This window comes from Shewanella sp. 4t3-1-2LB (assembly GCF_017368415.1).
In the GTDB taxonomy this organism is placed as follows: Bacteria; Pseudomonadota; Gammaproteobacteria; order Enterobacterales; family Shewanellaceae; genus Shewanella; species Shewanella fodinae.
In genome coordinates this window covers 19,361-40,132 of sequence record NZ_JAFNJD010000044.1, presented here as the reverse complement: position 1 = coordinate 40,132, position 20,772 = coordinate 19,361, and the positions used below count along the sequence as shown (strand labels likewise).

The window sequence follows — 20,772 nt, the reverse complement described above, 5'->3', positions numbered from 1 at the left end:
ATATTTTAATCAATATGTATTTAAAAAATCTAATTAAAATATGAAAATAATAAAAATATCATTATTTATCAATCATTTATTAAAAATTTATACTAATTGAGTGATTTTTAAACTAAGAAAAATACTATATTAAAAATATTAAAATTTTATTTATTGTGGTTTTTGTTGTTATTTCTTTGAAACGTTTGAAAAGTAGTGATAATGACATAATTGTACGTGTGCCTAGCACTGAATTGTAGCTTTGTCAATAATGCGTTATGCTGAGTGTGTTGTCTGCCTCAAAACCCGCTTAAAGCTAAGGGTTTGATTGATTTGAGTCAAAACCGAGTGGTATAAAATGATGGCGAATTTTGGCAAATGCATTTAACCAACTCACTGATATTTAATATTTTATAAGTATCTCGGAGAGGGTGGGTTTTGAAGTAAAACACAAAATTCTGATGAAATGTGATTCGTGTCACGATGAGGCGGCAAAAACCTTATTTTTGAGGTTAGGGTTGCTGAAGTGCAGTTCTAGAATCATTTGGATGGTTTATCTGATGGAACAGCATCGGATAGAAATTTACAAATTTACTAACGCTATCCTACTCACCATCCGGTCATTTTAATGGGGATTGAAATGGACAGATGGAACACCATGTAAGGAGTCACAAATGATAGTTGGAGAGGTTGTTGAGCTATCGCGCTTCCAGTTTGCGCTGACAGCCATGTATCACTTCTTGTTTGTCCCCCTCACTCTGGGTATGACCTTCCTACTGGCTATTATGGAATCACTGTATGTGATGACTAATAAGCAGGTTTATAAGGACATGACCAAGTTTTGGGGTAAGTTGTTCGGTATCAACTTCGCGCTTGGGGTGGCTACCGGTTTGACTATGGAGTTCCAGTTTGGGACTAACTGGTCATATTATTCTCATTATGTTGGGGATATTTTCGGTGCACCACTTGCCATTGAAGGGTTGATGGCATTCTTCCTTGAATCCACTTTTGTGGGGATGTTCTTTTTTGGCTGGGACCGCATGTCTAAGCGTCAACATCTCACCGCAACGTGGCTGACTGCGTTGGGAACGAACCTGTCCGCTTTGTGGATCCTGGTAGCGAATGGCTGGATGCAGAACCCAGTTGGGTCAGTATTCAACTACGAAACCATGCGTATGGAGATGACCAGTTTCGCTGAGGTGCTATTTAACCCAGTAGCTCAGGTGAAATTTGTTCACACTGTGGCTTCTGGCTATGTGGCTGGTTCCATGTTTGTATTGGCTATCAGTGCCTATTACATTCTGAGAAAACGTGATCTGCCATTTGCCCGTCGTTCATTCGCGGTTGCTGCCAGCTTTGGCATGGCATCCATTCTGTCGGTAATTGTGCTGGGTGATGAATCCGGTTACCGCATGGGTGAAGTACAGCGTGTTAAGTTGGCTGCAGTAGAAGCTGAATGGCATACTGAACCGGCGCCAGCATCATTCACCGTATTCGGTTACCCGAACCAGAATGAGATGGAAACCGACTTCGCTATCAAAATTCCTTACGCTATGGGTATCATTGCCACCCGTTCTATCGATGAACAAGTGACCGGTATCCACGATCTGGTAAAAGAGCATGAAGCGCGCATCCGTAATGGTATGCAAGCTTATGCATTGCTGGAAAAACTGCGCACAGCTAAGAAAGATCCGAGTATTGTCGTTGATGCTGCCGACAAGGCTGCATTTGAAGAGAAGAAAGTGGATCTGGGATATGGGCTGTTGTTGAAACCTTACACTGAGAAAATTGTCGACGCTACTGATGAGATGGTGAAACAAGCGGCTAAGGATTCTATTCCTAATGTGGCACCGCTGTTCTACAGCTTCCGTGTCATGGTCGCACTCGGCTTCTTGATGTTGCTGGTATTTGCTGCCGCCTTCTGGCAGAGCACTCGTCATCAGATTGAAGAAAAGCCCTGGGTACTCAAAGCTGCCTTATACAGCTTACCACTGCCGTGGATTGCTATTGAGTGTGGTTGGTTTGTGGCTGAATATGGTCGTCAACCTTGGACTATCTCTGAAGTACTGCCAACTTATATGTCTGCATCAACCCTGAGTGTTGGTGATCTTTGGTTCAGTATCATTACTGCAACCTTGATCTACACCGTGTTGCTGGTTATCGAGCTGTATCTGATGATCAAATTTGCACGTCGTGGCCCCAGCAGTCTGAAGACAGGCCGTTATCACTTTGAAAAATTGGAAGCCTGAGCAGAGGGATTAGACCATGTTTGATTACGAAATATTGAGATTTATCTGGTGGGCACTGGTTGGTGTACTGCTGATTGGTTTCGCGGTAACAGACGGTTTTGACATGGGTGTTGGTGCGTTATTGCCCTTTATTGGTAAGGATGACACCGAGCGCCGCGTGATGATTAACTCCGTAGCACCGCACTGGGATGGTAACCAGGTATGGCTTATCACTGCCGGTGGTGCATTGTTTGCCTCTTGGCCAACTGTATACGCAGTTTCTTTCTCCGGGTTCTATGTGGCAATGATCTTGGTGTTAGCGGCATTGTGGCTGCGTCCGGTAGGGTTTGACTATCGTTCTAAGATTGAGAATCCAAAATGGCGTAAGACCTGGGATTGGTGCTTGTTTGTCGGTGGTTTTGTTCCGCCCCTGGTCATTGGTGTGGCCTTTGGTAATTTACTGCAAGGCGTGCCGTTCCACTTCGACGAATATCTGCGCCCCTACTACGGAACAAGTGATAGCAACTGGATCCTCAACCTGCTGTACCTGTTAAATCCGTATGGATTACTGGCTGGTTTGATCAGTGCTGCCATGTTCATGAACCAAGGCGCTTGTTGGTTACAGATGAAGACGGAAGGTGAATTGCGCAACCGTGTGGCTGGTGCTGCTCAGATCCTGTCATTAGCTGTTGTGGTGCTGTTTGCTGTGGCCGGTGTCTGGTTGGCTTATGGTATTGATGGTTATGTGATTAAGTCTGCCCTGGATGCTCACGCGGCCTCAGATCCTACCAATAAACAGGTTGCTATTGAGGCTGGTGCTTGGCTGGTAAATTACAGCAAGTATCCGTTGACCGTTATCTTCCCTGTGCTAGGTCTGGTATCACCGCTGCTGGTCATTGTTACCAGTCGGATGGGGCGTTCAGGATGGGCTTTCCTGTTTAGTTCGCTGACTATTGCGGGCGTCATTATGACTTGTGGTGTCTCTATGTTCCCGTTTGTGATGCCTTCTTCACTGGATCCAAACGTCAGTCTGACCATGTGGGATGCCACCGCTAGCCATCTGACACTTACCGTCATGACCTGGGTTGCCATCATCTTTGTACCCACTGTACTGGCATACACACTGTATACCTACTACAAGATGTACGGACGTATCGGTCGCCAGCATATTGAATCCAACAGTACTTCACTTTACTAAGGAGCAGCAGGTATGTGGTATTTCACTTGGGTATTAGGTCTGCTGCTGGCTTGTTCCTTCGGTATCATCAATGCGCTCTGGTTGGAAAATACAGAGAACATGGATAGAGAAGACGCGGATAAGTAAGCACTGCTGACCTCGGGAAAAAGCCCCTGATGCTATGTTGATCAGGGGCTTTTTGTGGGGTGAGAAAAGTGCGAAGTGTTGTGGATACGTGATTGGATAATGCGCTATCTGATTGCCCCATAGGAGTATATGCCGCAAGTTAACAAGCATTTTTAGGTGCGTCGCGAACGTTTCCTATAAGGTTAGTGACGGTCTTTTGCTACTCGGTTTTCTGAGATAAATTTTGGCGTGATTTATCGACTTTTTGTGGATAAATACTGCCTTTTCTAATTATGGCTATGATTTTATATTATTTCGAAAAATAGGTTGTTATTAGAATAATTGTCTAAAAAACTACTTTTCTTCAAAAGTTGAAATCATCAGATTTCGATTATTTAGCGTCATTTTATGCAGTTTAAAATGTCGCCGTTTTCACTGTCTAAAAGTTAACTACCGCACATTTTTAAACCTGCAAAAAATATGTATCTTATTGATTATGTGATCAATTATTCAATCATGTCGCTAGATGTATCAACGTGATTAAAAAGTTGATTTAAGTCAATGTTTGATGGTTAGAGTGGTGGCAGGGTAGGTGCGGTTGTTATAAAAATCACGAAAATTGATGCGGTATCAAGTCGCTATGGAGTGAGTAAATGAAAAAGAATATCCTGTCAGGATTGATAGTTGCTGCACTGTTTTCTGCTGCTGCACCGGCAATGGCTCATCAAGCTGGGGACATTATTGTTCGAGCTGGTGCCGTGGTGGTAGCTCCAAACGAATCAAGTGATAATGTGGTAACTCCAGATTTGGGAAATCTTGGAGAGTTTGACATTAACAACAACACTCAGTTGGGGTTAAATTTCGGATATATGTTGACCGACAACTTCGGGATCGAACTGTTGGCGGCAACCCCGTTTTCACATGATGTGAAATTGGCCGGCACTAAAATTGCGGAAACCAAACACCTGCCGCCAACCTTGGTTGCACAGTACTATTTTGGGACTGCCGAATCTCAGTTGCGTCCATATGTTGGTGTAGGTGTTAACTATACCAACTTTTTTGATAGTAAATTTACTAATGATCTGGGTGGTAAATTGTCAGATCTGAGCTTGGAAAATTCTTGGGGATTGGCCGCTCAGGTAGGGATTGACTATCAAATCAACAAAAATTTCCTCGTTAACGCTTCTGTATGGTATGCCAAAATCAATACTGATGTGAGCTTCAATTACCATTATGGTGTTGGCAATAGCAGTGTTGCCCCAGTGACTATTGATACTGACATCGACCCATGGGTTTATATGGTCAGTGTTGGTTACGTATTCTAATAGCCTGTTGGGGGCGAATAAAAAAGGCGCATTTAGCGCCTTTTTTATGTCTTATAAGTTGTTATTCAATGGCAGTGGGTTCTTTCGCTTTTTTCTTTTTCCAGTGACGAGTGTTGTAAATATATTCAGGCAGTAACAGGGTCAGCCAAGCAACCAGACGCCAACGCTTGGTGACGTACACTCGGCGTTTCCCTTTCAACAAAGCATCAACGACCTGGCGTGCCACCTCATCTACAGGCGATAACCAAATACGACTGTGCTGTAGTGCCGCCTTATCCAGCAGTCCCAGTTGGATATCGGTAATAGTGATGGGTAACTTCAGCCGTTGCGCATGCATAGACAGCCCTTCTAGGTAATTTTGCGCAAAGGCCTTGGCGGCGTGAAATGCCACACTGGGTCCACCGCGCAAACCCGCAATAGAGTTAATTGCGGCTATTTGGCCGACCCCTTGCTCGCGAAATAAGCGAAAGGCAGTATTGCAAATGGCGGCAAAGCCACGCACATCGACTTCTATAATTTCCTGTTCCAGCGTCCAAGGCAAATCAGGGTGATAAGAGTTAAGTCCAGTATTAACCAATACTAATCGTACCCCATCCATTTCTTGCCAGACTTGCTCCAGTTGCGGAATGAGTTGCTGCGGATCTTCAATTGATAGTTGGTAAACGTTAGCCGCAGATGGTAATTCAGTGGCAAATTCGCGGATGGTATCAGCGTCGTGCGCCAGCAATGCCAACTCAATGCCTTGGGCGGATAATTGCCTTGCAATCTCCTTACTCAACATTGAACTGGCACCGACAATAATGGCGGAGGTTTTAGACATAATGGCACTCTACTGCGGAAGATGGGTCTTATAATAGGGAGATAGTCGCGCCTTCTCAAGAATTAACAGTGGAAGTATAGACATCTAGAAGTCTTTATGTATGATTGTGATTATCTCTCCGTGTTAATAAGCCCTTCGACTGATGGCTGACCACAGGCCTGCAATAACCGGAGAGTCATGTAATCTCCAATAAACACCAAGAGGCGGATGATGCCCGTAAGAATTCCTGATAATTTGCCTGCAGCCGATGTGCTTGAATCTGAGAATATCTTTGTGATGTCTGAGAGCCGGGCCGCAATGCAGGACATTCGGCCGATGAAAGTGCTGATCCTCAATCTGATGCCCAATAAGATTGAAACCGAAACGCAGTTATTGCGGCTTTTAAGTAATACACCATTACAGGTGGATATTGATTTACTGCGGATCCACGACAAAGAATCCAAGCATACTCCTATGGATCATCTCAATACTTTCTACCGGGATTTTGAAGAGATTAAAGAGCGTAACTTTGATGGCTTGATCATCACCGGAGCGCCACTGGGTAAGCTGGATTTTGAAGAGGTCACCTATTGGGATCACATCAAAGAAGTTATTGATTGGTCGCAAACCCATGTTACCTCAGTGCTGTTTTTGTGTTGGGCGGCCCATGCTGGCCTGTTTCATCTGTACGGGTTAAAGCGGGAGATCCTTAATATCAAATGCTCCGGTGTGTTCGAGCATACCCGTGTGAAGGCCCATATCCCTTTGCTGCGTGGATTTGACGATGTATTTTATGCGCCTCATTCCCGTTATGCGCAAATGAATATTACAGAACTGAAAGCACATCCACAGTTGTCAGTCTTGGCGGAATCGGCAGAGGCTGGCGCTTATCTGGTCATAAGTAAGGATCACCGCAATCTGTTTGTCATCGGTCACCCGGAATACCGCAAAGGTACCTTACGGGATGAGTATTTTAGGGATCTTGCTGCGGGTATTGCACCGCAGATCCCGAAGAATTACTTTCGTAATGACGATCCCAATGCTGAGCCGATAGCCCGTTGGTTTGGTCATGGGAATCTGCTTATCAGTAATTGGCTTAACTACTACGTATATCAGTTAACACCATATGATCTGAGCGATCTCAGCGCGAAAACGCCTTGGGAACAACGTAACGCATAAACCTATACAAGCCACCGCCTAGGTGGCTTTTTTTTTGCTCAAGGTTTGTGAATCACCGCTAAATCTCCTAGACACCTTTTAGTTATCTCGCCAGTTTTAATCCCTTCCATTCCTTTATTCTCGACACGCAAATTTTTCAGCATGACCTAATATTAGACCAACGGCTAGTTGCTTTACGTTCGCGTAAACGTAATCCTTGCAATCATCGCTTAACTATAAAGGCTTCTTTTGGGGAGAAGACCATCACTATCAAGGGGGCGAAGATGGGCGTAACAATCACTGATGATGTAGTGATCGTCGCCGCACGGCGGACACCGATGGGCGGATTTTTGGGGAGTTTGGCATCGGTGCCCGCCCCACAGTTAGCCGCGACTGTGATTAGAGAACTGTTGCACAGTACACAGTTGCCAGCAGAGCGCGTTAGTGAAGTATTACTGGGGTGTGTGCTGCCAGCGGGGGTCGGGCAGGCTCCTGCGCGTCAGGCGGCCTTGGGGGCTGGTCTACCACTGTCGGTGGGGGCTACCACACTGAATAAAGTCTGTGGTTCTGGGATGAAGTCGGTAATGCTAGCGCACGATATGCTTCGCGCTGAAACGGCTGAGGTCGTTATTGCTGGCGGTATGGAAAGCATGAGCCGAGCGCCTTATATGCTGGATAAAGCACGTACCGGACAGCGCATGGGGCATGGTCGGCTGGTGGATCATATGTTTATTGATGGCCTGGAAGATGCCTATACCGGTGCATCCATGGGCAGTTTTGCGCAAAAAACAGCAGACGAATTTGGGCTGTGTCGCGCTGATATGGATGCGTGGGCGCTGACATCGCTAACGCGGGCAAAGGCCGCGATTGCCGAAGGCGCTTTTGCCGCTGAAATCGTAGCAGTAACGGTCAATGATCGGCGCGGAGATTATCAGATAGATACTGATGAACAGCCGGGCAACGCGAAACCAGAAAAAATTCCGACATTAAAACCTGCATTTGCGCAAGATGGCACTATCACTGCAGCTAATTCCAGTTCCATTTCAGATGGCGCAGCCGCTTTGATGCTGATGCGTCGTTCCTTGGCACAATCACTGGATTTACCGGTATTGGCCACTATCAAAGGCCACAGCAGCCATGCCCAGGCTCCAGCCCTGTTTACCACAGCACCTATTGGTGCAGTTGAAAAACTGCTGCAAAAACTCAACTGGACCACTGCCGATGTCGATCTGCTCGAAATCAATGAAGCGTTTGCTATGGTGACCATGCTAGCCATCAACGAGATGCGTCTAGACCCGGAGAAAGTGAATGTGAACGGTGGTGCCTGTGCTCTTGGTCATCCTATCGGCTGCTCTGGGGCACGCATTTTAGTCACGCTTATCCATGCGCTGAAACAACGTGGTCTCAAACGCGGTATTGCCACTTTGTGCATTGGTGGCGGTGAAGCGACTGCTATTGCCGTTGAGGTATAACACGGCACTTTCAACAGGACTCATCTCTTATGACAACGCTTATAAAACATTTTATTGCCGGTGAATTCACTGCCGGCCACGGCTCTCGCAGTATCAGCGTGACCAACCCGGCTGATAATCAACAAATTGCGCAGATAAATTGTGCCACCGCCGCAGAGATAGAACAGGCGATCAGCAGCGCTGCCCAAGCGTTTAAAGAGTGGCGCAAGGTTGCTGTTCCAGAGCGGGCGCGGCTGATGCTGCGTTACCAGCACCTGCTCAAGCAGCATCATGACGAATTGGCAACCATTCTTGCGAAAGAAACTGGCAAAACTTTTGCGGACGCGCGCGGCGATGTTTGGCGCGGCATCGAAGTGGTAGAACACGCATGCAATATTCCCTCTTTGTTGATGGGAGAAACAGTCGAAAACGTGGCAAGCGGGATTGATACCTACAGCATGATCCAGCCTTTAGGCGTCTGCACGGGTATCACCCCTTTTAACTTCCCGGCGATGATCCCGTTATGGATGTTTCCATTGGCGATTGCCTGTGGCAATACCTTTATTTTGAAGCCGTCGGAGCAAGACCCAATGACCGCGCAGCGGTTGGCCGAACTGTTTGAGCAAGCGGGAGCACCGAAAGGCGTGCTGCAACTGTTGCATGGCGACCGTGAAGTGGTTGATGCCTTGCTGTGTCATCCACAGATAAAGGCGATCTCCTTTGTTGGTTCGGTTGCGGTTGGGCGTCATGTCTACCAGACCGGTACTCAGCATCTGAAGCGGGTACAGGCATTTGCTGGTGCCAAAAATCATTGTGTGATCATGCCGGACGCCAATAAACAGCAAGTGATTAATCAATTGGTCGGCGCTTCTGTTGGTGCCGCCGGTCAGCGCTGTATGGCAATTTCGGTGGCCGTGTTTGTTGGTGATGCAAAAGCCTGGTTACCTGAATTACGAGATGCTATGGCGAAAGTGCGGCCGGGGCTTTGGAATGACTCGGAGGCGGGATTCGGACCGCTTATCAGTCCACAGGCTAAACAAAGAGTTCTGCAACTGATAGCACAGGGTAAAGCTGAAGGTGCCCAATGTTTGCTGGATGGTTCGAACGTCAGCGTGGCAGGCTATGAAGCGGGGAACTGGGTCGGCCCAACCTTATTCAGCGATGTTACCGAAGAGATGATATTGTATCGCGAAGAGATTTTCGGCCCAGTATTAAGCTGTATGGCCGTTGACTCATTGGCGCAGGCCATCGCGCTGGTGAATCGAAATCCTTATGGTAATGGTACATCGCTATTTACCGCCAGTGGCGCTGCGGCACGTAAATTCCAACATGAAATTGAAGTGGGGCAAGTGGGCATCAATATCCCTATCCCCGTGCCATTACCATTTTTCTCCTTCACTGGCTGGAAGGGTAGTTTCTACGGTGATCAGCACGCTTACGGTAAGCAAGCCGTACGTTTTTACACCGAGACTAAAACCATCACCAGTCGCTGGTTTGATGATGACATTTCTCACGCGCCCAATATGACAATCAATTTGCGCTGATAAATGAGGTTAAGTTGCAACAGGCGGTGACGTTGTCATCGCTGGGAGTATCTGATGGATTTTAATCTGAATGAAGATCAGCGCCAGTTTGTTGAGCTGGCTCGTCAGTTTGCCGCGGAAGAACTGGCACCACACGCGGCGAAGTGGGATGCCGAACATTACTTTCCCAAAGCGGTCATTCAGCGCGCTGGTGAATTGGGGTTTTGTGGTCTATATGCCGCGGAGGACTGTGGTGGTCTGGGGCTATCGCGGTTAGACGCAGCGTTAATTTTTGAACAATTGGCGCAGGGTTGTACTACGACAACTGCCATGATCACCATCCACAATATGGCAACCTGGATGCTGTGCCATTGGGGCAGTGCGGAGCTAAAAAGTACCTGGGCTGAAAGTCTTACCTCCGGGCAGAAACTGGCCTCTTACTGTCTGACTGAACCGGGTGCTGGAAGCGATGCAGCGTCACTGACCACCCGCGCAACTCGGGACGGTGACGAGTATCTGCTCAACGGCAACAAATGTTTTATTTCCGGTGCAGGTGCCACGGAGTTGCTAATAGTGATGGCTCGCACGGGGGCTGCTGGTGCCAAAGGCATCTCGGCGTTCGCTGTTCCTGCCGATGCTCAAGGTGTCAGCTATGGCAAGGCGGAAGAAAAGTTAGGTTGGAATGCCCAACCGACACGGCAGATAAGTTTCGAGCAAGTGCGTATTCCTGCGGGTTATCGCTTAGGGGATGAGGGGCAAGGTTTCAATATGGCGATGAAAGGGCTCGATGGCGGACGTATCAACATTGCCGCATGCTCTGTGGGAACGGCGCAGGCGGCGTTACAGCAGGCACTTGGTTATATGCAGGATCGTCAGCAGTTTGGTAAGCCATTGGCAGCATTTCAGGCATTGCAGTTCAAACTCGCCGATATGGCGACAGAACTGGTGGCTGCGCGGCAAATGATGTACCTAGCAGCCAGTAAACTAGACGAACAAGCTGCTGAAGCAACCGCATACTGCGCTATGGCAAAACGTTTTGCCACCGATGCCGGATTCGCTATCTGTGACAGTGCGTTGCAGATCCACGGCGGTTACGGTTATATCCGCGAATATCCGTTAGAACGGCATTTCCGTGATGTGCGAGTGCACCAGATCCTTGAAGGTACCAACGAAATCATGCGGCTGATTATCGCTCGGCGATTGCTGGAGCAAGACAGTGCGCTGGCCCTGTAACCGGAGTGTTTATGTTACCGTCAATCGCTGAAATTGAAGGCCACTGCGCCGTTATCACCATCAATAATCCGCCAGCCAATACCTGGACCTTAGTCAGCTTGCAACAGCTGCGAGATACCATTAACCAATTAAATCAGGATCCTGACATTCGTGCTCTGGTCATTACCGGCGCTGGTACGAAATTTTTCTCTGCTGGCGCGGATCTCAAACAGTTTGCTGATGGCGATAAAGGAAATGCTGCCACTGTGGCTGCTGCATTCGGCGCTGCCTTTGAAACGCTGAGTGCTTTTCGCGGAGTATCGATTGCCGCCATTAATGGTTATGCCATGGGCGGTGGGCTGGAAGTGGCTTTGGCTTGTGATATCCGCTTGGCTGAAGAACAGGCACAACTGGCGCTACCGGAGGCCAGTGTCGGCTTGTTACCTTGTGCCGGTGGTACCCAGAATCTTACCGCGTTGGTGGGAGAGGGTTGGGCCAAACGGATGATCCTTTGTGGTGAGCGGCTGAGTGCAGCCAAAGCAGTCACCATCGGTTTGGTGGAAGAGGTGGTCGCAACCGGTACGGTATTGCAGCATGCGTTGGCATTAGCGGGCAAAGTGGCTAACCAAAGCCCGGCCAGTGTTAGCGCCTGTAAACAATTGATCCAATCCGGCCGCAAGATGCCGCATAGCCAAGCTTTACCGCTGGAGCGTGAATTGTTTGTGGCGCTGTTCGGTACTGAAGACCAGCAGGAAGGTGTCAATGCATTCTTAGAAAAACGTCCGGCACATTGGCGCAATGCTTAAGGAGAATATCTGTGGAACAGGTGCTGTTTAAAACCCTGGAAACTGTCAGTGGTAAACACATAGGTGTTGCTACACTGAATGCAGAAAAATCACTTAATGCGTTGGATTTGCAGATGGTGCGGCTATTGGCAAAACAGCTGCAACGTTGGCGACAGGAACCGCAGATTGCCGCCGTGGTGCTGGATGCTACTGGTGATAAAGCGTTTTGTGCTGGTGGCGATGTCCGGGCACTGTATCAGGCGCAGCAAAGTAATCCCGGTAGTTTTACCCATGAAGCCCGTTTATTTTTTGAAGAGGAATATCGGCTGGATTATCTGCTCCACACCTTCGGCAAGCCGATACTGGTGTGGGGCGATGGTATCGTAATGGGGGGCGGACTCGGCCTGATGATGGGCGCCAGTCATCGCATTGTGACTGAGCGTTCCCGGATTGCCATGCCGGAAGTGACCATCGGTCTGTACCCTGATGTCGGTGGCAGTTATTTTCTCGGGCGATTGCCAGGTAAAATGGGTCTGTTCTTAGGGCTGACGGCCTACAATCTCAACGCCGCCGATGCACGCTACTGTGGCTTTGCCAATCATTTTTTGGCTGCTGCCGACAAACAGCGGTTGCTCGACGCCATGAGTACCCTGAGTTGGGGCGACAACCACACCCTAAACCATCAAAAACTACATGATTTGCTTACCATGCTTGCGACCAACTGCAGCGAACATCCCGGTAGCAGCAGGCTCAAAGCCCATCAGCAAGTGATTGATGCACTGATGTCGGGAACACTTGCTGAAGTACTGCAAAAAATGCATAGCCTGACGTCGGATCAGCCATGGTTGCTAAAAGCGCGTGACACCATGCTGAGTGGGAGTCCACTTAGTTGGGCGTTGGCTTGGCAACAGGCGAATCTGGGGCACAGCATGAAGCTAGCTGACTGTTTTCGTATGGAGTTAGGTTGGAGTTTGAACTGTTGTGCTATTGGTGATTTTTGTGAAGGTGTCAGAGCCTTATTAGTTGATAAGGATCGTTCACCGCAATGGCGCTACGGTAATGGTCGCTTGCCACCGCAGGAGGCGGTAGACGCATTACTGGCCAACCCTTTCCCGCATGAGCATCCACTTGCCGACCTTTGAAGGCCTATTGAAACAGGAGAATACAATATGAGTACTGTCGCATTTATTGGTTTAGGCAATATGGGACTGCCAATGGCTATCAACCTGCTGCATAAAGGTTTTAACGTACGTGCCTTTGATTTGGTCGCCGATGCGGTCGCTGCTATTGCTGCTAAGGGCGCCACTGCCTGCCACAGCGCCGTGGACGCAGCGACTGGCGCTGATGTGGTGGTGTCTATGTTACCGGCAGGCAAGCATACCCGAGCGTTATACCTCGGGGATAGCGACAGTGAAGGGCTATTGCAAACAGTGGCCGAAGATACACTGTTAATTGATTGTTCAACGATTGATGCGGCTACAGCTAAAGAGGTGTCGCTGAGCGCCGAGGATAAAGGTTTCGATTTCGTCGATGCGCCCGTTTCTGGCGGTACAGCAGGCGCTACTGCGGGCACGCTGACCTTTATCTGTGGTGGTAATGTTGCAGCAGTAGAACGCGCCAAACCCATTCTCAGCGCTATGGGCTGCAATATTTTTCATGCGGGTGGCCCCGGCAGCGGACAATTGGCCAAAATCTGCAACAATATGTTGCTGTCGGTATTGATGGTTGGTACCAGTGAAGCGCTCAGTATGGGTATCGATAACGGTTTGGATCCTAAGGTGCTGTCAGATATCATGAAGGTCAGTAGCGGCGGCAACTGGGCGCTGGAAAAATACAATCCATGCCCTGGAGTGATGCCAGAAGTGCCTGCATCTAAAGGCTATCAAGGCGGTTTTATGGTCGATTTGATGGTAAAAGATCTGGGGTTAAGTCAGGAAACGGCGCTCAAGAGTTTGTCAAGTACACCAATGGGCGCGTTAGCTCGAGCCCTGTTTGTGGCACACGCGCGTAACGGTAATGGTCGCCGCGATTTTTCCAGTATATTTGAGCAGTTCTGCAATAAAAAAGCATAATCACAAGGAATTTGGGATGGAGATTAAAGGTAAGGTGGTGGCAATTACCGGTGGTGCCGGTGGTTTGGGGTTTGCCATGGCACAACAACTGGCAGCTGCCGGGGCCAGACTGGCACTCATCGATCTTGACCAACAGAAGCTGGAACAAGCCTGTGCGATGTTGGGTGATACCGAGGTGCAAGGGTATGCCGTTGATATCACTGACGAGGAGGATGTGATTGCGACCTTCCGTTTCATCCTAGAGGACTTCGGGCAACTCAATGTGTTGGTCAATAATGCTGGCATTTTGTTAGATGGTATGTTGCTGAAAGCAAAAGAAGGGCAAGTGACTGAACGTATGTCGCTCGCGCAATTCCAAGCGGTGATTAATGTGAACCTCAGCGGCAGTTTTCTATGTGGTCGTGAAGCCGCTGCTGCGATGATTGAATCGGCGCAGCCAGGCGTGATTATCAATATATCTAGCCTAGCTCGCCACGGTAATATTGGGCAAAGTAACTATGCGGCCTCCAAAGCCGGTGTTGCATCGTTGGCGGTAGGCTGGGCCAAAGAGCTGGCGCGCTATCAGATCCGCGCCGTGGCGATTGCTCCAGGGGTGATAGCCACTGATATGACCGCGGCGATGAAACCAGAAGCGTTAGCAAGGCTAGAAAAGGCTGTGCCAGTTGGCCGTCTTGGGCAGGCAGATGAAGTAGCGGCCACTGTTAAATTTGTCATTGAAAACGATTATATCAATGGCCGGATAATCGAAGTCGATGGTGGTTTATCGCTGTAACTGCTAGCTGCTGACGCCAGTCAAAATCCTGACTATTCCCATTCGTGACAGAATGTTCTAACGTGGGGAGTAATCAGGATTTTTTGTTGTCTGCGCTCTCTGTCCAAGATGAACGTTGACATACTTCCTTTGAGCCTGAACAATTCGCGCTGATGAGAAAAATTATTTAGAGGTTAAGCATAGTTAATGCACTGGCTGGAAACTGGATTAAAGCGCATCATGCTGGTGCTGGGATGCTTGGGTGTCGTCGTCATATATGGTGGATTTTTTTACTTATTATTCAGTGGCCGTTCCACTGCTGCCATCAATTGGTTTTATTTGATTTCTCCCTGGTTATGCATTTTCTTTGGCTTGTCGAAGCGCCAGCAGCACCAGGTAATACAGTGGTTTCTCGATAAATTTAACAGCAAGCACTAAAAAGCCGCGGCCGGCGGAATACATATTGAGGGAAAATTCATGATTACCGTGGGAGCTATGGTAAGGGGGCTGAGTTTGGCGGCGTTGGTGTTGCTGCAGACATCCTGTAGCCAACAAGCGCCGGCTGAAGTAACCGCAACCGAAGGGAAAGCTACTGTGCAAATATCCGCCTATGGTACATGGACATCGCCATTAACTGCCGAAGATGTGTTTGGTCAGGCTGTTACCATTGGCCAGTTGCAAAGCGTTGATGGCGCAATTTATTTCAGTGAGTCCGATCCCAAGCAGGGCGGACAAATGGGAATTAAAAAATTGGCTGCTGATGATCAGGTAACCGAGGTCGTCCCCGCAGCGTTTGGCGTTGGAAGCCGCGTACATGAATATGGGGGGGCGCCTTATCTGGCCATCGGCAACAGTATTTTCGTTACCCGCATGGCGGATCAGCTGTTTTATCGGATTGCGCCTAATCAGGAGCCGGTAGCGCTGACGCCTCAAGGTACCCGTCATGCCGATTGTATTTCATATTCGAAAGGCTCGCGTATTATCTGTGTCCGGGAAGATCACCGGCTTGCTGGCGAAGCCAAAGCGAGTCTGGTGACCATTAATCTGAATTTTGCGGGTGAAGGCGATACCTTTGTCGATGGTCACGATTTTTTCAGTTCCCCAACAATTAACCCAGACAACACCCAACTTGCCTGGATAGCTTGGGATCACCCCAATATGCCTTGGGATAATACCCAGTTATGGGTCGGTGAGCTAAATCGTAAAGGCGAAATTAGCAATGTGCATCAAATCGCGCCGAAGCTCAAAGGTGCTGTGATGCAACCGCTTTATGCGCCGGATGGGCAACTCTACTTTATTGCCGATTATGACAACTGGTGGAATTTGTATCGGCTCAAGGCTGATGGCAGCATTGAGCAAGTCACTAAACTGCAAGGCGAAATAGGGGAGCCTGCGTGGGTGTTTGGCGAACATGCCTATGCATTCGAAAACGCTCACAGTGTGGTGTTCAGTTATCATCAGAATGGCAATATTCACTTGATGCGTCAGGATGTGAATAGCGGCACCAGTGAGGAACTGGCCACTGATTTTGCGGAGGTCGGACAACTGATCAGCGCAGATAACGGTGTCTATTTTGTCGGTGCCAAAGCGACGCCTGAGCGCGGTATTTACAAGGTATCTGGCCGCGGAACAGAGCTAGTGTATGCCCCGCCCATCAAAGGGTTAGAACCAGATTATATTGCTAAGCCAGTTTCGATGAGTTTTGATACCAGTGACAGGCAAAAGGCGTACGGCTATTTTTATCAGCCGCAAAACCCGTTATACAGCGCTCCTCAAAATAGCAAACCACCTTTGATTATGATGTTACATGGTGGTCCCACAGCCGAAGCGAGTAGCGCCTACAGCAGTGCCATTCAATATTGGACCACCCGCGGCTTTGCAGTATTTAACCTCAACTACCGAGGCAGTACTGGCTATGGCCGAAAATATCGCCAGAGTCTTTACGGTAAATGGGGTGTTGCCGATGTGGAGGATGCTGTCAATGCTGCCAGATATTTGGTCGATGAAGGATGGGTTGACCCTAACATGTTAGCCATTCGTGGCGGCAGCGCGGGTGGTTTCAGCGTGCTATCGGCGTTGGCATTTCATGACAGTTTTAAAGCCGGTACCAGTTATTTTGGCATTAGCGACATTGAGATACTGGCAAAAGAGACCCATAAGTTTGAGTCGCGTTATCTGGATCAACTGATTGGCCCTTACCCCGCAGCGAAACAGATTTATCATGACCGCTCCCCACTTTACCATCTGCAGGGGTTGAATGAGCCTTTGCTGTTGCTCCAAGGGTTAGATGATAAAGTGGTGCCACCTAATCAATCGGAGTTGATTTACCAGGCGGTGAAAGCTAAAGGTGTGCCGACGGCTTTTATTGGCTTTGACGGTGAAGGACATGGTTTCCGTAAACCCGCTAATAATATCCGGGCGTTACAGTCAGAGTTATCTTTTTACGGCCAAGTTTTTGGTTTCACCCCCGCCGGAGATTTACCTGCGTTAACACTGGATAATGCCGCGGCACTGCCGAAACCTGTCGACGCTCAGTGATGGCAACAGCTTTTGCCGGACAAGCCTTCAATAATAGGGCAGTCCGGTGAATCGCCACCGTGGCATTGATTAACCAATTCACTCAATTCGGCGTGTAAGTCTGCCAAGCTAGCCATGCGCTGCTCCAGCACTTTCAGGTGTTCACTGGCTAGGCGTTTGACATCGCTGGCGCAACGTTGCGGGTCGTGTTTAAGCTGTAATAAATCTTTGCACTCTTCAATACTAAAGCCGAGTTCCCGACAATGTTGCACAAATTGCAGCGCTTCCAGTTGTGAGCTGTTGTACTCCCGATAACCGTTGTCTCCGCGCTCAGCCTGTACTAAACCGATATCGTGGTAATAACGGATACTCTTGATACTTAATCCGGTTGCTTTGGCTACATCACCGATTTTCATATGGCAACTCCTGTGATCTATCGCTGAACTTTTATAGTGGACAATCTTATCACACTTGACTCTCCAGTTACTGGAGACTTTAACCTTTATGACATCGAATTACATGAGCAGTTAGCACGTAAACTGTTTAGGAGCACAAGATGAAGGTTTACCAGTTTCATATCGATAATATGCACTGTGGTGGTTGTGCCCGTAAGATCCAGGCGTTATTTGCCGAAGAACCAGGAGTGAGTGTGACTACGGATGTTGATAGCAAATCATTGACCCTGACGCTAAGCGATGAGGCAACGCTCGATGAAACACAAGCCCGTGACCGTCTAGAACAGGTGGATTATCCAGCAACTGCTGCCAGTCATTGGCATCATTTTAAGGTCGCTGATATGAATTGTGGTCACTGTGAAGCCACTATTCGTAAAGCGTTGGCAGATGCCGATGACGTGACCGTGGACTTGTCCACTAAGCAAGTTTCGGTGCTGAGTCAGCAAGATGATGCATCATTGCTGGGCTTGATTACCACTGCTGGATTTACGCCTGAGCCTTGGACCGAAACCGCGGCGACTTGGCATGAGTATAAAGTGCCGGATATGACCTGTGGTCATTGTGAAGCCACTATTCGCAAAGCGTTGGCAGATGCCGATGAGATAAAAGTTGACCTGCCGACCAAGAAAGTTGCCGTGTTGAGTTCATTGGACGATGGGCAACTATTAGCAAGTATTCAAACTGCGGGTTATAGCCCTGAAATGTGGTCTGCAACGGAGGACAACTCGCACCCAAAATCTGAAGGAGCCTCAGTCGCTGCTGCGGCTCCGCAGCCTGAAGATAAAGCCAATACTAAAACCGAGACAACAACGTCTGACGCCACTGTTACCCCTGATGCAGCAATGGCTGACGGAGTGTTGATGTTTGTACCAGACATGAGCTGCGCCAGTTGTGTGGTGAAAATTGAAAAGGCATTTGCCAACGCCGGGGTTGAGGCCAGAGTTAATCTGGCAGACAAGCAGGTGAGCGCGGCCCACGGAGTATCGGTCGCCGATGCGCAGCACATTCTTGCCAGTGCCGGTTATCGTGGTGAAGTGGTTACCGATGCTGCCAACGCGATGGCTGATAAGGCGGCCCATGATGCTAAGGAATACCGCACTCGAATCATCCAGTCGATGCTGACGCTTGGTGTGGGTATTCCGTTGATGCTCTGGGGCATGGCTGGTGGCGACATGACAGTGCATAGTGACAGTTCCCGCTGGGGGTGGGGCCTGGTGTCGCTGTTGTGTTTGTTGCTGCTTATTAGTTGTGGTGGCCATTTCTATCAAGGCATGTGGCGTGCATTAAAGGCCAAAAGCGCCAATATGGACACCTTGATAGCCTTGGGAACCGGTTGTGCCTGGCTGTATTCTTCAGCCGTTGTGCTGTTCCCAAGTTGGTTCCCTGACGGCACTCGCCATGTCTATTTTGAAGCCAGTGTCATGATCATCGGTTTAATCAATCTTGGTCACGCGCTGGAGCTGCGCGCACGTGGCAAAACCAGTGAAGCGGTACAAAAACTGTTGGGGTTGCAGGCGAATACGGCGCTGCTGGTTACCGACAACGGTGACAAGGTTATGCCCATCAGCGACCTGAAGCCTGGCGATATCCTGCGCTTACGTCCGGGTGACCGGGTGGCACTGGACGGTGAAGTCGTCAACGGCGAGTCATTGCTAGACGAATCCATGTTGACCGGTGAACCCATGCCCGTCAAGAAGACCCAGGGCTCTGTTGTTAGCGCTGGCACAATTAATGGTGATGGTTCCCTCACTTACCGTGTAATGGTGGGGCCTAAAGATACCCGGTTGGCAAAAATCATCGCCTTAGTGCAGGAGGCGCAGACCTCCAAAATGCCGATCGGGCGGTTGACGGATAAAATCGCCGGGGTGTTTGTGCCTGTCGTGGTGGTGATTGCCGTGTTGGCAGCACTTATCTGGTATCTCGTCGGCCCGGCGCCACAACTGTCGCACGCATTGGTGGTACTCACTAGCGTGCTGATCATTGCTTGTCCCTGTGCCTTGGGACTGGCGACGCCAATGTCGATTATGGTGGCTGTTGGTCGGGCGGCGCAGATGGGGGTGCTCATCAGAAATGGAGAAGCCTTGCAGGTCGCCAGTAACGTTAGCTGCGTAGTATTGGATAAAACCGGTACAGTTACTGAAGGTAAACCACAACTGGTTGCCATCCATGCCATTGAGGCCGCCGAGCTAGACGAAGCGGAATTGATACAAGCAGTGGCCAGTTTAGAGCAGCAATCGGGGCATCCATTAGCTCAGGCATTTTTGGCGGCCGCTAAAGTCCGCGATACCGCGGTGGTTGAACCTCAGCAATTTGCATATCGCCAGGGTCAGGGCATTGTTGGCTCTATAAACCAACAGCAATGGTTAGTAGGGAACAGCAAATTGCTGGATGCCTTTGATGTCGCTATCAGCCCAACTGCGCAATCGCAACTGGATGATGCGGCAAGCTTTGGGCAAACCCCGGTGTTAGCAGCAAAGAATGGCAAACTTTTGGCCATTCTGGCAATTAGCGATCCTCTGCGAGCAGATGCCAAGACGGCATTGGCAGCGTTGCGACAGCAAGGTAAAAAACTGGTGTTGTTGTCTGGCGATAATCAACACACCGCCGATGCGGTCGCCAAGCAATTGGGCATTGACCAAGTGATTGCCGGAGTGTTGCCAGATGAAAAACAGGCCTGGGTGAAAAAACTGCAGCAACAGGGAGAGGTGGTCGCTATGGTCGGGGACGGCATCAATGATGCGCCAGCATTGGCGGCGGCGGACGTGGGGGTTGCGCTTGGCAGCGGCACTGAAGTGGCGATTGAAAGCGCCGATCTGACGTTATTAAACCCGCGACTGGAAAATCTGGCACAGGCGTTTGCTTTATCCAAGGCTACCTTGGGCAATATCAAACAGAATCTGTTTGGTGCTTTCCTCTATAATAGTTGCGGTATTCCTATTGCTGCCGGGGTGTTATATCCGCTGTTCGGCGTGCTATTAAGCCCAGTGATTGCTGGTGCGGCGATGGCGTTGTCATCATTAACCGTTGTCACTAATGCTAATCGGCTACGCCACCAGAAATTGCAATAATCGACACCAAGCCCGCTATTTTCTGCGGTAGCGGGCTTTTGTCAGACAAGTGTCATGGCGCTGCGGTTGATAAATTCGCCGATGCTGTTTATAGTGACGCGCTTTATCCGCCAGCCTCAGCGCTGGCTGAATTTTTCATCCTTACA

The 20,772-nt window shown here is 49.1% G+C and carries 17 protein-coding genes and 1 pseudogene; 16 read left to right on the top strand and 2 right to left on the bottom strand.

Annotation, left to right across the window (positions count from 1 at the left end; translation table 11 throughout):
* Window positions 1-653: 653 nt before the first annotated feature.
* From J3L11_RS15110 to ompW, 4 genes are all read left to right on the top strand, one after another.
* The gene (locus J3L11_RS15110) at window positions 654-2,228 is read left to right on the top strand and encodes a cytochrome ubiquinol oxidase subunit I (RefSeq protein ID WP_189618483.1); all 1,575 of its coding nucleotides are present in this window, start codon (window positions 654-656) and stop codon (window positions 2,226-2,228) included.
* Window positions 2,229-2,244: 16 nt separating this feature from the next.
* On the top strand, window positions 2,245-3,405 hold the full coding sequence (cydB, locus tag J3L11_RS15105) for a cytochrome d ubiquinol oxidase subunit II (RefSeq protein WP_207571550.1): 1,161 nt from the start codon (window positions 2,245-2,247) through the stop codon (window positions 3,403-3,405).
* A 12-nt stretch (window positions 3,406-3,417) separates the two neighbouring features.
* A complete protein-coding gene (gene cydX, locus J3L11_RS15100) occupies window positions 3,418-3,531 on the top strand; it encodes a cytochrome bd-I oxidase subunit CydX (RefSeq protein ID WP_189618487.1) in 114 nt (37 codons plus the stop codon).
* Between the two features lie 632 nt (window positions 3,532-4,163).
* Entirely contained in the window at window positions 4,164-4,835 is a 672-nt protein-coding gene (gene ompW, locus J3L11_RS15095; RefSeq protein WP_189618489.1) for an outer membrane protein OmpW, read from the top strand.
* A 61-nt stretch (window positions 4,836-4,896) separates the two neighbouring features.
* Here the strand turns inward: ompW and J3L11_RS15090 are convergent, their stop codons facing one another.
* The gene (locus tag J3L11_RS15090; RefSeq protein ID WP_189618491.1) at window positions 4,897-5,655 is read right to left on the bottom strand and encodes an SDR family NAD(P)-dependent oxidoreductase; all 759 of its coding nucleotides are present in this window, start codon (window positions 5,653-5,655) and stop codon (window positions 4,897-4,899) included.
* A gap of 210 nt (window positions 5,656-5,865) precedes the next feature.
* Between J3L11_RS15090 and metA the strand changes: the two genes are divergently transcribed.
* The 10 genes from metA (at window position 5,866) to J3L11_RS15045 (ending at window position 17,124) form a co-directional block, all read left to right on the top strand.
* Window positions 5,866-6,813, top strand: a complete 948-nt coding sequence (gene metA, locus J3L11_RS15085) for a homoserine O-succinyltransferase (protein ID WP_189618549.1) — start codon at window positions 5,866-5,868, stop codon at window positions 6,811-6,813.
* Between the two features lie 263 nt (window positions 6,814-7,076).
* A complete protein-coding gene (locus J3L11_RS15080) occupies window positions 7,077-8,264 on the top strand; it encodes an acetyl-CoA C-acyltransferase (RefSeq protein WP_189618492.1) in 1,188 nt (395 codons plus the stop codon).
* A 29-nt stretch (window positions 8,265-8,293) separates the two neighbouring features.
* Window positions 8,294-9,787: a CoA-acylating methylmalonate-semialdehyde dehydrogenase gene (locus J3L11_RS15075; RefSeq protein ID WP_207571549.1), complete on the top strand. Its 1,494-nt coding sequence runs from the start codon at window positions 8,294-8,296 to the stop codon at window positions 9,785-9,787.
* Window positions 9,788-9,841: 54 nt separating this feature from the next.
* Entirely contained in the window at window positions 9,842-10,999 is a 1,158-nt protein-coding gene (locus J3L11_RS15070) for an acyl-CoA dehydrogenase family protein (RefSeq protein ID WP_207571548.1), read from the top strand.
* An 11-nt stretch (window positions 11,000-11,010) separates the two neighbouring features.
* Complete coding sequence (locus J3L11_RS15065; protein WP_207571547.1) at window positions 11,011-11,784, top strand: enoyl-CoA hydratase; 774 nt, start codon at window positions 11,011-11,013, stop codon at window positions 11,782-11,784.
* Between the two features lie 5 nt (window positions 11,785-11,789).
* A complete protein-coding gene (locus J3L11_RS15060; protein ID WP_229800077.1) occupies window positions 11,790-12,905 on the top strand; it encodes an enoyl-CoA hydratase/isomerase family protein in 1,116 nt (371 codons plus the stop codon).
* A gap of 27 nt (window positions 12,906-12,932) precedes the next feature.
* Entirely contained in the window at window positions 12,933-13,835 is a 903-nt protein-coding gene (mmsB, locus tag J3L11_RS15055; RefSeq protein ID WP_207571546.1) for a 3-hydroxyisobutyrate dehydrogenase, read from the top strand.
* A gap of 16 nt (window positions 13,836-13,851) precedes the next feature.
* Window positions 13,852-14,607 carry an SDR family oxidoreductase gene (locus tag J3L11_RS15050; RefSeq protein ID WP_189618503.1) on the top strand — a complete coding sequence of 252 codons (756 nt, stop codon included), beginning with the start codon at window positions 13,852-13,854 and terminating at the stop codon, window positions 14,605-14,607.
* Window positions 14,608-14,793: 186 nt separating this feature from the next.
* Window positions 14,794-15,024, top strand: a complete 231-nt coding sequence (locus J3L11_RS19395; protein WP_229800071.1) for a hypothetical protein — start codon at window positions 14,794-14,796, stop codon at window positions 15,022-15,024.
* A 39-nt stretch (window positions 15,025-15,063) separates the two neighbouring features.
* The gene (locus J3L11_RS15045; RefSeq protein WP_242695275.1) at window positions 15,064-17,124 is read left to right on the top strand and encodes a S9 family peptidase; all 2,061 of its coding nucleotides are present in this window, start codon (window positions 15,064-15,066) and stop codon (window positions 17,122-17,124) included.
* Here J3L11_RS15045 and cueR read toward each other — a convergent pair.
* Window positions 17,118-17,519 carry a Cu(I)-responsive transcriptional regulator gene (gene cueR, locus J3L11_RS15040; protein WP_133039895.1) on the bottom strand — a complete coding sequence of 134 codons (402 nt, stop codon included), beginning with the start codon at window positions 17,517-17,519 and terminating at the stop codon, window positions 17,118-17,120. The genes J3L11_RS15045 and cueR overlap by 7 nt on opposite strands.
* A gap of 140 nt (window positions 17,520-17,659) precedes the next feature.
* Between cueR and J3L11_RS19390 the strand changes: the two are divergent.
* Together J3L11_RS19390 and J3L11_RS15035 are read left to right on the top strand one after the other, a co-directional pair.
* Window positions 17,660-18,238, top strand: a pseudogene (locus J3L11_RS19390) (cation transporter); the annotation flags it as partial.
* A 162-nt stretch (window positions 18,239-18,400) separates the two neighbouring features.
* Window positions 18,401-20,626 carry a heavy metal translocating P-type ATPase gene (locus tag J3L11_RS15035; protein WP_242695278.1) on the top strand — a complete coding sequence of 742 codons (2,226 nt, stop codon included), beginning with the start codon at window positions 18,401-18,403 and terminating at the stop codon, window positions 20,624-20,626.
* Window positions 20,627-20,772: the final 146 nt, after the last annotated feature.

What these genes read in the sequence shown, in the direction of transcription:
- J3L11_RS15110 (WP_189618483.1), top strand. Translation starts at nt 654, where the DNA reads ATGATAGTTGGAGAGGTTGTTGAGCTATCGCGCTTCCAGTTTGCGCTG.
- cydB (WP_207571550.1), top strand. Translation starts at nt 2,245, where the DNA reads ATGTTTGATTACGAAATATTGAGATTTATCTGGTGGGCACTGGTTGGT.
- cydX (WP_189618487.1), top strand. Translation starts at nt 3,418, where the DNA reads ATGTGGTATTTCACTTGGGTATTAGGTCTGCTGCTGGCTTGTTCCTTC.
- ompW (WP_189618489.1), top strand. Translation starts at nt 4,164, where the DNA reads ATGAAAAAGAATATCCTGTCAGGATTGATAGTTGCTGCACTGTTTTCT.
- J3L11_RS15090 (WP_189618491.1), bottom strand. Translation starts at nt 5,655, where the DNA reads ATGTCTAAAACCTCCGCCATTATTGTCGGTGCCAGTTCAATGTTGAGT.
- metA (WP_189618549.1), top strand. Translation starts at nt 5,866, where the DNA reads ATGCCCGTAAGAATTCCTGATAATTTGCCTGCAGCCGATGTGCTTGAA.
- J3L11_RS15080 (WP_189618492.1), top strand. Translation starts at nt 7,077, where the DNA reads ATGGGCGTAACAATCACTGATGATGTAGTGATCGTCGCCGCACGGCGG.
- J3L11_RS15075 (WP_207571549.1), top strand. Translation starts at nt 8,294, where the DNA reads ATGACAACGCTTATAAAACATTTTATTGCCGGTGAATTCACTGCCGGC.
- J3L11_RS15070 (WP_207571548.1), top strand. Translation starts at nt 9,842, where the DNA reads ATGGATTTTAATCTGAATGAAGATCAGCGCCAGTTTGTTGAGCTGGCT.
- J3L11_RS15065 (WP_207571547.1), top strand. Translation starts at nt 11,011, where the DNA reads ATGTTACCGTCAATCGCTGAAATTGAAGGCCACTGCGCCGTTATCACC.
- mmsB (WP_207571546.1), top strand. Translation starts at nt 12,933, where the DNA reads ATGAGTACTGTCGCATTTATTGGTTTAGGCAATATGGGACTGCCAATG.
- J3L11_RS15050 (WP_189618503.1), top strand. Translation starts at nt 13,852, where the DNA reads ATGGAGATTAAAGGTAAGGTGGTGGCAATTACCGGTGGTGCCGGTGGT.
- J3L11_RS19395 (WP_229800071.1), top strand. Translation starts at nt 14,794, where the DNA reads ATGCACTGGCTGGAAACTGGATTAAAGCGCATCATGCTGGTGCTGGGA.
- J3L11_RS15045 (WP_242695275.1), top strand. Translation starts at nt 15,064, where the DNA reads ATGATTACCGTGGGAGCTATGGTAAGGGGGCTGAGTTTGGCGGCGTTG.
- cueR (WP_133039895.1), bottom strand. Translation starts at nt 17,519, where the DNA reads ATGAAAATCGGTGATGTAGCCAAAGCAACCGGATTAAGTATCAAGAGT.
- J3L11_RS15035 (WP_242695278.1), top strand. Translation starts at nt 18,401, where the DNA reads ATGGCTGACGGAGTGTTGATGTTTGTACCAGACATGAGCTGCGCCAGT.